The 13,642-nt window shown below is 73.2% G+C and carries 11 protein-coding genes; 3 read left to right on the forward strand and 8 right to left on the reverse strand.

Translation table 11 applies throughout. The annotated features are described in order from the left end of the window. Positions 1 to 36 precede the first annotated feature (36 nt). The 8 genes from GTY58_RS13360 to rimP all read right to left on the reverse strand — a co-directional run bounded on the left by GTY58_RS13360 (position 37) and on the right by rimP (position 10,971). Positions 37 to 3,636 carry a trypsin-like peptidase domain-containing protein gene (locus GTY58_RS13360; RefSeq protein ID WP_010983983.1) on the reverse strand — a complete coding sequence of 1,200 codons (3,600 nt, stop codon included), beginning with the start codon at positions 3,634 to 3,636 and terminating at the stop codon, positions 37 to 39. Between the two features lie 284 nt (positions 3,637 to 3,920). Then, complete coding sequence (gene truB, locus GTY58_RS13365; RefSeq protein ID WP_010983984.1) at positions 3,921 to 4,826, reverse strand: tRNA pseudouridine(55) synthase TruB; 906 nt, start codon at positions 4,824 to 4,826, stop codon at positions 3,921 to 3,923. Further along, complete coding sequence (rbfA, locus tag GTY58_RS13370; RefSeq protein WP_010983985.1) at positions 4,823 to 5,296, reverse strand: 30S ribosome-binding factor RbfA; 474 nt, start codon at positions 5,294 to 5,296, stop codon at positions 4,823 to 4,825. The genes truB and rbfA overlap by 4 nt, the downstream gene beginning before the upstream one ends. A gap of 34 nt (positions 5,297 to 5,330) precedes the next feature. Next, positions 5,331 to 5,624 carry a DUF503 domain-containing protein gene (locus GTY58_RS13375; RefSeq protein ID WP_010983986.1) on the reverse strand — a complete coding sequence of 98 codons (294 nt, stop codon included), beginning with the start codon at positions 5,622 to 5,624 and terminating at the stop codon, positions 5,331 to 5,333. Positions 5,625 to 5,776: 152 nt separating this feature from the next. After that, positions 5,777 to 8,917 (reverse strand): translation initiation factor IF-2, encoded by a 3,141-nt coding sequence (gene infB, locus GTY58_RS41620; RefSeq protein WP_010983987.1) that lies wholly within the window; start codon positions 8,915 to 8,917, stop codon positions 5,777 to 5,779. Positions 8,918 to 9,064: 147 nt separating this feature from the next. Then, positions 9,065 to 9,358, reverse strand: a complete 294-nt coding sequence (locus GTY58_RS13385; RefSeq protein ID WP_010983988.1) for a YlxR family protein — start codon at positions 9,356 to 9,358, stop codon at positions 9,065 to 9,067. Positions 9,359 to 9,472: 114 nt separating this feature from the next. Beyond that, the gene (gene nusA, locus GTY58_RS13390) at positions 9,473 to 10,459 is read right to left on the reverse strand and encodes a transcription termination factor NusA (protein ID WP_010983989.1); all 987 of its coding nucleotides are present in this window, start codon (positions 10,457 to 10,459) and stop codon (positions 9,473 to 9,475) included. A gap of 2 nt (positions 10,460 to 10,461) precedes the next feature. Beyond that, the gene (gene rimP, locus GTY58_RS13395; RefSeq protein ID WP_010983990.1) at positions 10,462 to 10,971 is read right to left on the reverse strand and encodes a ribosome maturation factor RimP; all 510 of its coding nucleotides are present in this window, start codon (positions 10,969 to 10,971) and stop codon (positions 10,462 to 10,464) included. A gap of 403 nt (positions 10,972 to 11,374) precedes the next feature. On the opposite strand from rimP, the gene GTY58_RS13400 reads away from it, so the two are divergent. The 3 genes from GTY58_RS13400 to GTY58_RS13410 all read left to right on the forward strand — a co-directional run bounded on the left by GTY58_RS13400 (position 11,375) and on the right by GTY58_RS13410 (position 13,422). Next, a complete protein-coding gene (locus GTY58_RS13400; protein WP_037652039.1) occupies positions 11,375 to 11,944 on the forward strand; it encodes a hypothetical protein in 570 nt (189 codons plus the stop codon). Beyond that, positions 11,941 to 12,444 carry a ferritin-like domain-containing protein gene (locus GTY58_RS13405; RefSeq protein ID WP_010983992.1) on the forward strand — a complete coding sequence of 168 codons (504 nt, stop codon included), beginning with the start codon at positions 11,941 to 11,943 and terminating at the stop codon, positions 12,442 to 12,444. Before GTY58_RS13400 ends, GTY58_RS13405 begins: the two co-directional genes overlap by 4 nt. Positions 12,445 to 12,519: 75 nt before the next feature. Continuing rightward, positions 12,520 to 13,422 carry an aminoglycoside phosphotransferase family protein gene (locus GTY58_RS13410; protein WP_010983993.1) on the forward strand — a complete coding sequence of 301 codons (903 nt, stop codon included), beginning with the start codon at positions 12,520 to 12,522 and terminating at the stop codon, positions 13,420 to 13,422. The last annotated feature ends 220 nt before the right edge of the window (positions 13,423 to 13,642 follow it).

A 13,642-nucleotide genomic window follows, 5' to 3' on the forward strand; every position in this document is an offset into this window, starting at 1 on the left:
GTAGCGTCACCGGCCGTCACGGGGGTTTCGCGCCGGTCAGGCCGGGACGCGGACGACGCCCGCCAGGTTCTCGATCATGCGGCGGGTGCTCGGTCCGACCACCGCGGCCCATGCCTCGGGCTCCCTGGTCAGCCAGCGGGCCACGAGGGGTGCGAAGCCCGGTACCCGGCGGCCCAGTTCTACCAGGGCCTGGTCGAAACGGGTCGCGCCGTCGGGAGTGCGTACGAGCAGCAGACCGGCCCGGCGCACCAGCTCACGGGTGTGCTGCTCGCCGCTGTGCCGCGCTCCGTCGGCGGCGGCGCACAGCAGGGCGACGAGCACGGCGGGATCGCGTTCACGCCCGAGAAGCAGCCCGAGCAGCTCGTGCCGCAGCGGACCGGACTCCGCACCGCCGGGCGCGGCGAGAACGGTCGTGAGCGCGACCCGCACCTCGGGGGGACCGCCGTCCAGCAGGCCGCCGACCAGCGGAAGGAGTACGGCCCGGGAGGCGAGGCCCTGCTCCAGGCGCCGCTCGACGTACGCGGCGACGTGGTCGGCCGTCTCCGGGCGCAGCTCCACGACCTCGCGGACCAGGGTGGCGACCCGGCGGGCGAGGGCGGGCGTGGTGACGTCGGCGAGCGTACGCAGCACTTCGCCGACGTCGGGTCCCGGTCGTCGGAGCCGGGCCTGGAAGGCCTCGAGCACCGGCTCCGGGTGGGAGGCGAGGGCGGTGGCCAGCGCGCTCGCCGGCACCTGCGGGTCACCCTCGCCGAAGCGTGCCAGGGCCTGCGGGAGGTGCCGGGAGCGGGTGCGCGGATCGCGCACGAGAAGCGCGAGGGCGCCGCCGTGCAGGGTGCAGTCGGCGGGGCGGGCGAGCAGGGCGAGCGCGGCGTAGCGCAGCAGTTCCCGGCCGTCCTCGGTGCGCACGTGCGGAGCGGCACGCAGCCCGTAGGCCACGGCCGCCACCCGGCGCGCGGGGCGCTCGTCGTGGGCCCACCGGTCGACGGCCCGGCACACCGCCGACGGCTCCTCCTCGGCGAGTACGGCGAGCAGCTCGTCCCCGCGCCGGTGCGCGCTGTCGGCCAGCGCCTCGGTCAGGTCGTCCAGGGCGCGGCGCCGGTGCGTGTGCAGCAGCGCCTGGGCGGCGGTGGCCACGGTCGCGTCCGGGGTCGCGGGCAGCGGGCGGTCGTCGTCGAACCAGCGGGTGAGGTGGGGGTGTACGGCGGCGGGGTCGGCGGCGAGGAGCCCGGAGACGGCGTCCAGATAGCGGGGGCCTTCGGCCGGGCCGCCCGGCGCCTCGTCCGCGACGACGAGCTGTCGCAGCAGGTCGAACCGCTCGGTGTCCCCCACCGGCACGCTCTCCCAGAACGAGGGCCCGAACTCCTCCGGCACACACCGCCCTTGGGCCCGCCACTCGATGATCCGCGCGGCGAGGTGCCGCAGGACGGGGAGGTACGGCGTCGCGTCGGGCACGTGCAGCAGAACGTCCGCGAGGAGCCGCACGGGCCACCAGGCGGGGTGGTCCGACGGAGTGGGGTGTGACGGAGTGGGGTGCGACGAAGTGGGGTGCAACAGAGTGGGGCCCAGCGGACCGGGGTTCGTCGGGACGGGGGTTCTCGCGGCGAGGGTCCTCGTAGCGGGGGGCCTCGTGGCGGGGGGCCTCGTGGCGGCAGTCGGCGCGGCGAGGCTCTGGGCGTTGCCGGCCCCGGGATCGGGGCGCTGCGGCAGCAGTGCGCCCGCGGCGTCGGCCAGGTCCTCCAGACGGAGGGCGAGTTCGGCGGGGCCCTGCTGGCGAGCGAGGAGGAGCAGGGCCTGGACGATGGGGCCGGTGCGGTGGCGGGGGACGGGGGGAGTGCTGGGCGGCGTGTCACGGTCGCGGTGGACGAGTGCGTGCAGCGCGGCCTCCAGGTCCAGATGCATGCCCTGGATCCAGTCGGCGAGTTCCTCGTGGGCGAAGCGGTAGCCGTTGCCCGCGGGCACGAGGAGGCCCTCGGTGAGAACCGCGGTGGCCCAGCCGGTGATGCCGTCGAAGGGCCGTCCCGGCACGGGCCCCCACGGGAACACGGCCTCGAACGACTCGCGGTCCAGCTCTCCCTGCCCGGCCCCCAGACAGCGGCGCGCGGCCGCGTGGACCTGCCCTGACACCCGGGCGGCGAGGCGCCGCACCGCCGTGCCGCGCAGCCCGTCGGCCGCCGCGAGCCGGACCGCGATGCGCAAGCACATCAGATCCAGGTAGGAGGAGAACACCTCGTCGCGACCGAGCCGCCCGAACCACGCACCGGAGCCATCGGTTCCGCCCAAATCACCCGAGCCACCTGACCCACGTGAATCACCTGAGCCACCCGACGCACGTGAATCACCCGAGCCACGTGCATCGCGCGCGCCACGCGAGCCACCACAACCCTCTGAATCACCCGAGCCACCAGGGGCCGTCCCGGCGGTCCACTCGGGCAGCCGGTGCGCGAGAGCCGACGGCATCTCCTCGGGCCCGTCCAGCAGGAGCAGCAACGGGCGCCCCGCTTCCCGCGCGACACGGGCCAGCCGCTCCGGACGGACGTCGCCGAGCACCCCGTCCGCGTGGCGGGCTCCGCCGTCCACGCCGCCCACGCCGTCCGCCGCCGCCACGATCCGCGCCGCTCGCTCCAGCGCCCGTGCCGCGGCATCGGCCACGGACGTGTCGGTGGCCAGCAGATCCGCACCGCGCAGCCACAGGGTGGGCGCCGGTTCAGGCGCCCGGGTGCGCCGGGCGGCCAGGGACGCCAATTCGGTCGTACGGCCGCTGCCCGGGGCTCCGACGAGCCCGAGGACGGCGGCCGGACCGTCGGCGAATGCCGCGAACTCCCCTACGATTCGGGCGCGTTCCACCGGAGCGAGGGCCTCGTGTGCTCGGGAGGGCCCGTCCGAGCCGACCGTAGTGGCGGCCAGCTCCAGCACTCCCGCCGGATTCAGATCGGCCCGGTAGGCCGGGACGGTCGCCGCGTTACGGGCGAGCAGCTCGTCCAGCGGTCCGGCGGCGCACCCGGTGCCCCGCAGCGGCACGGCGAAGCCCGCCGCCCGGTGCTCGGTGTGCAGGGCCGTGCCGAGGACGGCCACCACCGCGCCGGTCTCCGCGTCGAGCACCGGCCCGCCGGCCGCTCCGCCGCCGAGACGCAGCGCGTCGACGCCCGCCGTGCCGATCGCCAACTCCATTGCGCCGTCGAGGAGATGGCAGCGGTCCGTCGCCGTGTACGTCACGGCGGTCGTGCCGAGCACCCGCGCCTCGCGCCAGCCGCCCGCGACGAGCCGCACATACGAGCCGACCCCGACGCGGTCCCGCACGATGACGGGGAGCGGCGCCAGGGCGAGGCCCTCCGTGCGTACGATCGCCAGGCCCAGGTCGGGCAACGGGGTGACCGCGCCGGCCGTCACCACGCAGCTGCGGTCGCCCGGCGCGTGCAGGACCAGCCGGGACAGGCCGTCGACCGCCTCGTGGCTGGTGAGTACCGTGCCGTGGTGGTCGGCGGCGAAGCCCGTGCCCCGCGGCCGCCCGGCCGGATCACAGAACCGCACCAGCGCGGCAGCCGTCGCGTCCTGCCCTTCCCGGCCGGCCGGCGCGCCCTCCGCCGCGTCTCGCCCTCCCCGGCCGTCGTCCCGTGTCCGACGGCCCCGTTCCGCCATACTCGAACCTCCCCGCCGTGCGCCTGACTTCGACGTTAGGCGCGGGGTGATCAGCGGGAAAGATCGCGCATCGAACGCGCCCCCTTCCGCTCCGTCGGTTCACTCCGAGCGCCTGCCCGAAGGGGTGAATAGCCGAGTGCGGATGGATACACCTCTGTGAGGGGGAGCCGAGGGGGGACCGTGGAGCGGCGGCCAGGACGAACGTCCCCGTGATCGCCGCTCCACGGCCGAAGAAAGCGAGTGCACGCCGGCCGAGGCCACGGCAGCCGGTCGGCCCGCGCGCCTCAGCCGAACACGGCCAGGCTCTTCGCCTTGCCCTTCTGCTCCTCCACCAGGGCCAGGAAGCGGCCCGCGGGGTCGACGACCGCCACCGCGCCGCGGCCCGCGTACTCCTCGGGCATCTCCAGGCGTACGCCGTTGAGCAGCAGCCTGGCCCGCTTCGTGTCCACGTCCCAGCGGGGGAACGCGGCGGCGGCCGCTTCGGCGATGGGCATCACGGTCAGCTCCTCCTGGAGCTGGTCGAGGGTGCGCGCGGCATCGAGCTTGTACGGTCCGACGCGCGTCCGGCGCAGCGCCGTCAGATGTCCGCCGACGCCCAGGTCCGCGCCCAGGTCCCGGGCCAGCGCCCGGATGTACGTGCCGGACGAGCACACCACCGACACCACCAGGTCGAGCACCGGTGTGCCGTCCTCGGCGACCGCGTCACGCACGTCGTACACCGCGAACGACGAGACGGTCACCGGGCGGGCCGGGATCTCGAAGTCCTCGCCCTCGCGCGCCCGCTTGTAGGACCGCACGCCGTCGATCTTGATCGCGCTGACCTTGGACGGCACCTGCATGATGGCGCCGCTGAGCTTGGCGACCCCCGCGTCGATCGCGTCCCGGGTCACCCGGGAGGCGTCCGTCGAGGAGATGATCTCGCCCTCGGCGTCGTCCGTCAGGGTGTTCTGCCCGAGACGGATCGTGCCCAGGTATTCCTTCTCGGTGAGCGCGAGATGGCCGAGGAGTTTGGTCGCCTTCTCGACGCCGAGGACGAGCACGCCCGTCGCCATGGGGTCGAGGGTGCCGGCGTGTCCGACGCGGCGGGTCCTGGCGATCCCGCGCATCTTGGCGACCACGTCGTGCGAAGTGAAGCCCGACGGCTTGTCCACGATGACAAGCCCGTCGGGCGTCCTGTGCTTCTCGGTCATTCCGCGGCGTCGCCGTCCGTCTTGGCAGCGGTGTCCGACTCGTCGTCGGACTCCGGCTTGCGGTACGGGTCCGCGTCGCCCGCGAACTGGGCACCCGCCGAGACCTCACGCACCTTCGCGTCCGAGGCCCGCGCCTTGTCGAGCAGGTCCTCGATGGTCTTGGCGGTGTCCGGCAGGGCGTCCGCCACGAAGGTGAGGGTCGGGGTGAACTTCACGCCCGCCGCCGCACCCACCGCGGAGCGGAGCACGCCCTTGGCGCTCTCCAGGCCGGCGGCCGCGGCCGCCCGCTCCTCGTCGTCCCCGTACACCGTGTAGAAGACGGTCGCCTCCCGCAGATCACCCGTCACCCGGGTGTCCGTGATGGTGACCTGCGAGCCGAGCCGCGGGTCCTTGATCCCGCGCTGCAGCTTCTGGGCCACCACCTCTCGGATGAGGTCCGCCAGCCTCTTCGCCCGCGCGTTGTCGGCCACTGGTCCGTCTCCTTCTTAGCCTTGCTTGTTCTGGTCAATCTTCGTCGTTGTGGAGCCTGCGGCGCACCGAGAGCAGTTCCACCTCCGGTCGCCCCGCCACGAGCCGTTCGCACCGGTCGAGCACGTCGGTGAGGTGCCCTGTGTCTCCGGAGACCACCGCCAGGCCTATCTCGGCCCTGCGGTGAAGGTCCTGATGACCCGTTTCCGCCACGCTCACGGCGTACTTCCGCTGAAGTTCCGCGACGATCGGCCGGACGAGGGAGCGTTTCTCCTTGAGCGAGCGAACGTCGCCGAGGAGCAGATCGAAGGACAGTGTCCCCACATACATGTGTATCCGGATATCCCGCCGGTACGGGGTCGATGGCCCCGCCAACGACTTGGCGGGGACATCAGAACCGTACAACGAACGGCCGGGGCCGATCGACGGAATACTCTCCGCCGACCGGCCCCGGACCGGACCGATACTTCGGAACCGAACTCTTACGAGCGCGGCTTCTCGCGCATCTCGTAGGTCGCGATGACGTCGTCGACCTTGATGTCGTTGAAGTTTCCGAGGTTGATACCGCCCTCGAAGCCTTCGCGGATCTCGGTGACGTCGTCCTTGAAGCGACGCAGCCCGGAGATGTTGAGGCTCTCCGCGATGACCTTGCCGTCGCGGATGAGGCGCGCCTTGGTGTTGCGCTTGACCTCGCCCGAGCGGACCAGGACACCGGCGATGTTGCCCAGCTTGGACGACTTGAAGACCTCGCGGATCTCCGCCGTGCCGAGCTCGACCTCCTCGTACTCCGGCTTGAGCATGCCCTTGAGGGCCGCCTCGATCTCCTCGATGGCCTGGTAGATCACCGAGTAGTACCGGACGTCGACGCCCTCGCGCTCCGCCATCTGAGCCGCGCGGCCCGCAGCGCGGACGTTGAAGCCGATGACGATGGCGTCGGAGCCGGTCGCCAGGTTGATGTCGGACTCGGTGACCGCACCCACACCGCGGTGCAGGATGCGGATGTCGACCTCTTCGCCGACGTCGAGCTGGAGCAGCGAGGACTCGAGAGCCTCCACCGAACCGGACGCGTCGCCCTTGATGATGAGGTTGAGTTCCTGCACCAGACCGGCCTTGAGGGCCTCGTCCAGGTTCTCCAGGGAGAACCGGACACCCCGGCGGGCGAAGTTGGCGTTGCGCTCGCGCGCCGCGCGCTTCTCGGCGATCTGACGCGCCGTGCGGTCCTCGTCGACAACCAGGAAGTTGTCGCCGGCGCCCGGGACGTTGGTGAGACCGAGGACGAGGACCGGGGTCGAGGGACCCGCCTCTTCCACGTTCTCGCCCTTGTCGTCGAGCATCGCGCGGACACGGCCGTACGCGTCGCCGACCACCATGGTGTCGCCGACCCGCAGGGTGCCTCGCTGGACCAGGACGGTCGCGACGGCGCCGCGGCCGCGGTCGAGGTGGGACTCGATCGCAATACCCTGCGCGTCCTGCTCCGGGTTGGCCCGCAGGTCGAGCGAGGCGTCCGCGGTGAGGACCACGGCCTCCAGCAGGCTCTCGATGTTGAGGCCCTGCTTGGCGGAGATGTCGACGAACATCGTGTCGCCGCCGTACTCCTCGGCCACCAGACCGAACTCGGTGAGCTGACCGCGCACCTTGGTCGGGTCCGCGCCCTCGACGTCGATCTTGTTGACCGCGACCACGATCGGCACGTCGGCCGCCTTGGCGTGGTTCAGCGCCTCGATCGTCTGGGGCATCACACCGTCGTTGGCCGCCACCACGAGGATCGCGATGTCGGTCGACTTGGCACCACGGGCACGCATGGCGGTGAACGCCTCGTGACCGGGGGTGTCGATGAAGGTGATCTTGCGCTCTTCGTCGTTGACCTCGGTCGTGACCTGGTACGCACCGATGTGCTGCGTAATACCGCCGGCCTCGCCCGCCACGACGTTCGTCTTGCGGATGGTGTCGAGCAGTCGGGTCTTACCGTGGTCGACGTGACCCATGACGGTCACGACCGGCGGACGCGCGACGAGGAACTCCTCGCCACCCTCGTCCTCGCCGAACTCGATGTCGAAGGACTCGAGCAGCTCGCGGTCCTCCTCCTCGGGGCTGACGATCTCGAGGACGAAGTTCATCTCGTCCGCGAGGAGCTTCAGCGTCTCGTCGGAGACGGACTGCGTGGCAGTGACCATCTCGCCGAGGTTCATCATCACGCCGACGAGCGACGCCGGGTTGGCGCCGATCTTCTCCGCGAAGTCGGTGAGGGACGCACCGCGCGACAGGCGGACGGACTGTCCGTTGCCGCGAGGCAGCATCACGCCGCCGACCGACGGGGCCTGCATGGCCTCGTACTCCTGGCGCCTCTGCCGCTTCGACTTGCGACCACGACGCGCGGGACCGCCGGGACGACCGAAGGCGCCCTGCGTGCCACCACGGCCACCCGGGCCACCGGGACGACCACCGAAGCCGGGACGACCGCCGCCGCCACCGCCGGGACCACCCGGACGGCCGGCGAAGCCGCCGCCACCGCCACCGGGACCACCGGGACGACCGGCGAAGCCGCCACCGCCGCCACCGGGACGGCCGGCGAAGCCGCCGCCACCCGGACGACCGCCGCCGCCACCGGGACCACCGGGACGACCGCCGCCACCAGGACCGCGGCCACCGGGGCCACCGCCACCGGGACGCGGGCCCGCAGCGGGACGCTGCGGCATCATGCCGGGGTTCGGACGGTTACCACCAGGCGCACCACCGGGACGGGGGGCCTGCGGACGGGGCATGCCGCCCGGAGTCGGACGGGCACCGCCCGGACCGCCCTGCGGACGCGGAGCGCCGCCGGGACCGCCCTGGGGACGGGGAGCACGGTCCTGGCCGCCCGCGCCCTGCGGACGCGGACCGCCGGGGGCACCGGCGCCACCGGGACGCGGGGCACCACCCGGACGGGGCGCCTGCGGGCGCGCCATGCCGGTGGAGCCACCAGAGGTGAACGGGTTGTTGCCGGGACGTGGACCGGCCGGACGAGCGCCCGGACGCGGGGCCTGGCCGCCCGGACGCGCAGCGCCCTGACGGTCACCGCGGTCACCACGGTCACCGCGGTCAGTGCGTTCGCCACGGACCTGGCCACCCTGGCCCTGGCCGGGCGTGGCCGGACGAGCGCCACCGGGCTTCGGGGCACCGGGACGGGCACCCGGACGCGGACCGGAGGCGGCAGCGGCGGGAGCCGCGGGGGCCGACGGAGGCGCCGTGAACTCGGGCGCGGCCGGAGCCGGAGCCGCCGGAGCGGGTCGCGGCGCGGGCTTCGGGCCCGGACGCGGGCCCGGGGCGGCCGGAGCCGCGGCGGGCCGCTCAGCCGCTGCGGGCCGCTCGGCCGCGGCGGGCTTGGGCGCCGGCGGACGGGGGGCGGCCGGACGGGCCGCCTGCGCGGGAGAAGGCGCACCCGGCTTGGCCGGTGCGGCCTTACGGGGGGCTGCCTTGCCGCCGTTGCCCTGCTGCAGGGCATCGGTCAGCTTGCGTACTACGGGCGCCTCGATCGTCGAGGACGCCGAACGGACAAATTCACCGAGTTCTTGGAGCTTGGCCATGACGACCTTGCTCTCCACCCCGAACTCCTTGGCGAGTTCGTATACCCGGACCTTAGCCACTTCGCTCCTTTTAGGTCCGGGTTGCGTCCGGACCGTCGCTACTTCATGGGCGTACTCATCGCGTGCTCATCGAGTGCTCATCGCAATCTCGACCTACTTCCAACTCGCGGAATACCAGGGCCGCACGGGGGTTCCGTACGACACGTCTTACGGTGTTGCCTGCTCGGCAACGGTCTGCTCGACGTAGTGGCGCAACGCCGCTGTGTCGAGCGCTCCCGGGGCGCGCAACGCCCTCGTGAACGCCCGGCGGCGGACCGCCAGGTCCAGACAGACCAGGGCGGGGTGCACATACGCACCCCGGCCGGGCAGCGTACCGCGATGATCGGGGACGCAATCACCCTCGACCGCCACGATGCGCAGCAGATCCTTCTTGGCCGCTCGCTCCCGGCACCCCACACAGGTGCGCTCAGGGCATGCGCGGGCATGCGTCCGGCCAGACACGGTTAAGTCTACCTCCCCGCACCGACCTCACCCCTCCGGGGCAAGAGTCGAACGGTTGTTGTCGTGATCTAAGCCACCTGCGGCTGAGATCTATTCCCCGATCCCGCGAACGGCCTAGTCGCCGCTCTGCTCGGTGTCCGGGCGGATGTCGATCCGCCACCCGGTGAGCCGGGCCGCGAGCCGGGCGTTCTGCCCTTCCTTGCCGATGGCCAGCGACAGCTGGTAGTCGGGGACCGTCACGCGCGCGGAGCGGGCCGCGAGGTCGACGACCTCGACCTTGGAGACCCGGGCCGGGGACAACGCGTTCGCCACCATCTCGGCCGGGTCGTCCGACCAGTCGACGATGTCGATCTTCTCACCGTTCAGCTCGGCCATCACGTTGCGCACGCGACCGCCCATGGGGCCGATGCAGGCGCCCTTGGCGTTCAGGCCCGATCGGGTGGAGCGGACGGCGATCTTGGTGCGGTGGCCGGCCTCGCGGGCGATGGCGGAGATCTCGACGGAACCGTCGGCGATCTCCGGCACCTCCAGCGCGAAGAGCTTCTTCACCAGATTGGGGTGGGTGCGGGACAGGGTGACGGACGGACCGCGCACGCCCTTCGCCACCCGGACGACGTACGAGCGAAGGCGCAAGCCGTGCTGGTACGTCTCGCCGGGTACCTGTTCCTGCACGGGCAGGATGGCTTCCAGCTTGCCGATGTCGACGAGCACGTTCTTCGGGTCGCGGCCCTGCTGGACCACGCCCGTCACGATGTCGCCCTCGCGCCCGGCGTACTCGCCGAGCGTGGCGTCGTCCTCCGCGTCCCGCAGGCGCTGCAGGATGACCTGCTTGGCGGTGGTGGCGGCGATACGGCCGAAGCCGGACGGCGTGTCGTCGAACTCGCGCGCCTCCTGCCCCTCCTCCAGGTCCTCGGGGTCCTCCTTCGCCCACACCGTCACGTGGCCGGTTTCCCGGTTGAGCTCCACGCGCGCGTGGCGGCGGCTTCCCTCGGTACGGTGGTAGGCGATGAGGAGGGCCGACTCGATCGCCTCGACCAGCAGGTCGAAGGAGATCTCCTTCTCCCGCACCAAGCCCCGCAGGGCGCTCATGTCGATGTCCACGGCTACGCCTCCTCTTCTTCCGTCATGTCCTTCTTGTCCTTGCGGTTGAACTCGACCTGGACGCGGGCCTTGGCGATGTCCTCGAAGGCGAGCCTGCGGGTGGTGGCCTTGCGGCCCTTCACTCCGGGCACCTCGAGGTCGAGGCCGGCGTCGTCCACGGTCAGGATTCTGGCGACCAGCTCATCACCCTCGGTGAGCTGGAATCTCACCAGACGGTCCACGGCACGCACGTAGTGGCGGTGCTCGGTGAGGGCGCGCTCCGCGCCCGGGGTACCGACCTCGAGGGTGTACTCCCCCTCGCCCATCGCGTCCGTCTCGTCGAGCTTCGCCGAGAGCGCGCGGCTCACATCGGCGATCGCGTCGAGGTCGGCGCCCTCGTCGGAATCGACGACGACACGCAGCACACGCTTGCGTCCGACGGATTCCACCTCGATCCCTTCGAGATCGAGGCCCTGGGAGCCCACGAGCGGTTCCAGAAGTTCTCGCAGCCTCTCGCTCTGGGTGGTGCTCATCCGGGTGACTCCTCGGCCGCGTGTGCTGTTGTGGGTAGGTCGTGTGTCAGGTCAAAGGGTATCCGGTCGCGGAGGGTGTTGCCGTCCACCCGCACCGCCGTTCGGACGGACGTGCGGTGGGCCCGAGCCGCTGGCGGGTGCCGGGGCGGGGCCCGGGTACCGTGATCACGAGCAGGGCCTGTCCGGCGGATCGAGCCGGAGAAGAGCGACGGTGACCGACGAGCGCGGGTGAGTGGGATCCGGCGCGTGCGGCTGCGAGGCGGAGGAGGACGTCGTGGCGGGGCCACGGCGACCGACGACAACGCCGCAGAGGTGCGTGCCGGCCCCCGCGGCCCCGGCAGGATCCGCCGGACAGGCCCTGGGCCGCCCATCCGTTCGTACGAGCCCTTCGAGGACGTCTGCCGTGCCGTTCACCCTGCCGCCGCGCATCCCGCCGGGGCCGCGCCGAAGGAGCCTGCTCGCTTCGGCCGCGGGCGCCGCGCTGCTCGTCGGCTGCTCCGAAAGCCCCGACTCGGCCAACACGGCCGGCAGCCCCTCCGCCGCCGACCGGGCACGCGCGCGTGCCGCCCGGGACAGCGCGGCGCTGGCCACGCGGTACGCGGCTGTGATCGCCGCGCATCCGGCGCTGGCGGACCTTCTGCGCCCGCTCCGGACCGCGGTCGTACGGCATACGGAGGCGTTCGGGGGCAGCGCTCAGGCATCCGCGTCCGCTTCGGCTTCGGCATCCGTTTCGGCTTCGGCCGACGGTGACGGTCGGGCGCCCGCGTCCGCCCACCCCTCCGCGAGCGCCTCCCCCGCCGTGGCCGCCGACCGGAAGACGGCCCTGTCCGACCTGGCCGCCGCCGAGCGCGCCCTGGCCGACCGGCGCACGAAGGCGCTGCTGGAGTTGCCGGGAGAGCTGGCGCGGCTCATGGCGTCCGTTGCGGCGGCGGGCGCCGCGCACGCGTTCTTGCTGACGGAGGGCGCGAAGTGAGCGCGAGCACCGGCACGACCGGCACACCGAAGGCCGAGAGCACCGAGAGCGCCGAGCTGAGGGCGCTCCAGGCGGCCCTCGGGGCCGAACACGCCGCCGTCTACGGGTACGGCGTCGTCGGCGGGAAGATCGGGCAGGCGCGGCGGGCCGACGCGCGGGCCGCGTACGACGCGCACCGGGCGCGCCGGGACGAGCTCGCGCGGTCCGTGCGTGACCTGGGCGGGACGCCGCAGGCCGCCGCGGCCGGGTACGCGCTGCCGTTCGCCGTGCCGGATGCGACGGCCGCCGTACGGCTCGCCGCCGAGCTGGAGGAACGGGTGGCCGGGGTGTACTCCGATCTCGTACGGGCCGGCACGGGCGCGCGACGCCGCTCGGCCGCCGAGGCGCTGCGGGAGGCGGCGGTGCGGGCGGTGCGCTGGAGCGGCGAGAGCGTAGCCTTCCCTGGTCTCGCCGAGCGGGCGGCGGCCACCCCCACCGCGTCGGCGACACCACAGACGTAAGGCGTACGCCGTACGGGTACTCGGGACGAGTCGCGTACGGCGTACGAAGCCGACCTGGAAGGGAACACCTCGCGCATGGCTTTCGAACCGCCGCAACGCCTCGTGCGGGCGCTCGGCGAGACCGAGCGGAACGGGGCCGCCGACTGGCTGGTCAAGCTGCCCGAGCTGGTTCAACAGGTCGTTGATCTACGCGAGTTGACCGTCGAGCGGGTGCAGGCGCCGGGCGGGCGCAGCAGCCTGGTCGTGCTGGTGCGGCAGGCCGACGGCACGCCCGCCGTGCTGAAACTCGCGCCGCCGTGGGCCCGGCCCGAGAGCGAGCGGGCCGCGCTGGCGCACTGGGGCGGCTTCGGCGCCGTACAGCTGCTCGACGGCGACGGCGGCGAGGGTGTGCTGCTCCTGGAGCGGCTGCACCCGGAGATGTCCGTACGGTCCCTGCCGGAGGCGAAGGCCTTGCTGGAGGCGGCCGGAACCCTGCGGCGGCTGTGGGTCGAGCCGCCGGCCGGTCAGGTCTTCGAGAGCGTGGCCGAGCGGACCGGGCGGCAGGCCGAGGCGATGCGGACGAGCGCGGCCGCCGACGCCGAGGTCGCACCGCTGGTCGACGCGGCCCTCGCGGCCCGCGAGGAACTGCTGGCCTCCGCCCCGCAGGCGCGTCTGCTGCACGGCACCTTCCGGCAGAGCAAGGTGCTGGCCGGTGAGCGGATGCCGTGGCTGGCCGTGGGGCCCGACCCGGTGGTCGGCGAGTGCGCCTTCGACCTGGCCCGGCTGGTCCGGGACCGGGTGGAGGACCTGATCGCGTCGCCCTCGGGGGCCTCGATCACCCGGCGCCGGGTGAAGCGGCTCGCGGAGTCGCTGGAGCTCGACCAGGAACGACTGCGCGGCTGGACGCTGTTCCGTGCCGTCGAGTCGGGGGTGCGGGCACGCAGGGTGGGCCGTCCCCAGGACGCGGAACTGCTGCTGGAGTTCGCGGGCTGGCTCTGAGCGGGGGTGCGTGCGAGGCCCGGTACCGGGCGGTCGGCCACCGCGCGCCGGGCCCGTTCGAGGACCGCGAGCGGGTCCGGGCCCGGACCGAGGAGCCGGTGACCCCGTTGGTCGAGCGTGCCGTGCCGGCGCGACCGCCGCTGCGGCCCCGTACGCCGTGCGCCTCTGCGGGCCGCTTCTGCGGCCCCCGCTCCTTGGCCGGCCTGACCGTCCCCTCCAC

The organism is Streptomyces sp. SID5469, assembly GCF_009862865.1.
Lineage (GTDB): Bacteria > Actinomycetota > Actinomycetes > Streptomycetales > Streptomycetaceae > Streptomyces > Streptomyces avermitilis.

Excerpts from the sequence above, each read along its gene's own strand:
- GTY58_RS13360 (WP_010983983.1), bottom strand. The coding sequence starts at position 3,636 with ATGGCGGAACGGGGCCGTCGGACACGGGACGACGGCCGGGGAGGGCGA.
- truB (WP_010983984.1), bottom strand. The coding sequence starts at position 4,826 with ATGACCGAGAAGCACAGGACGCCCGACGGGCTTGTCATCGTGGACAAG.
- GTY58_RS13375 (WP_010983986.1), bottom strand. The coding sequence starts at position 5,624 with ATGTATGTGGGGACACTGTCCTTCGATCTGCTCCTCGGCGACGTTCGC.
- rimP (WP_010983990.1), bottom strand. The coding sequence starts at position 10,971 with ATGAGCACCACCCAGAGCGAGAGGCTGCGAGAACTTCTGGAACCGCTC.
- GTY58_RS13410 (WP_010983993.1), top strand. The coding sequence starts at position 12,520 with ATGGCTTTCGAACCGCCGCAACGCCTCGTGCGGGCGCTCGGCGAGACC.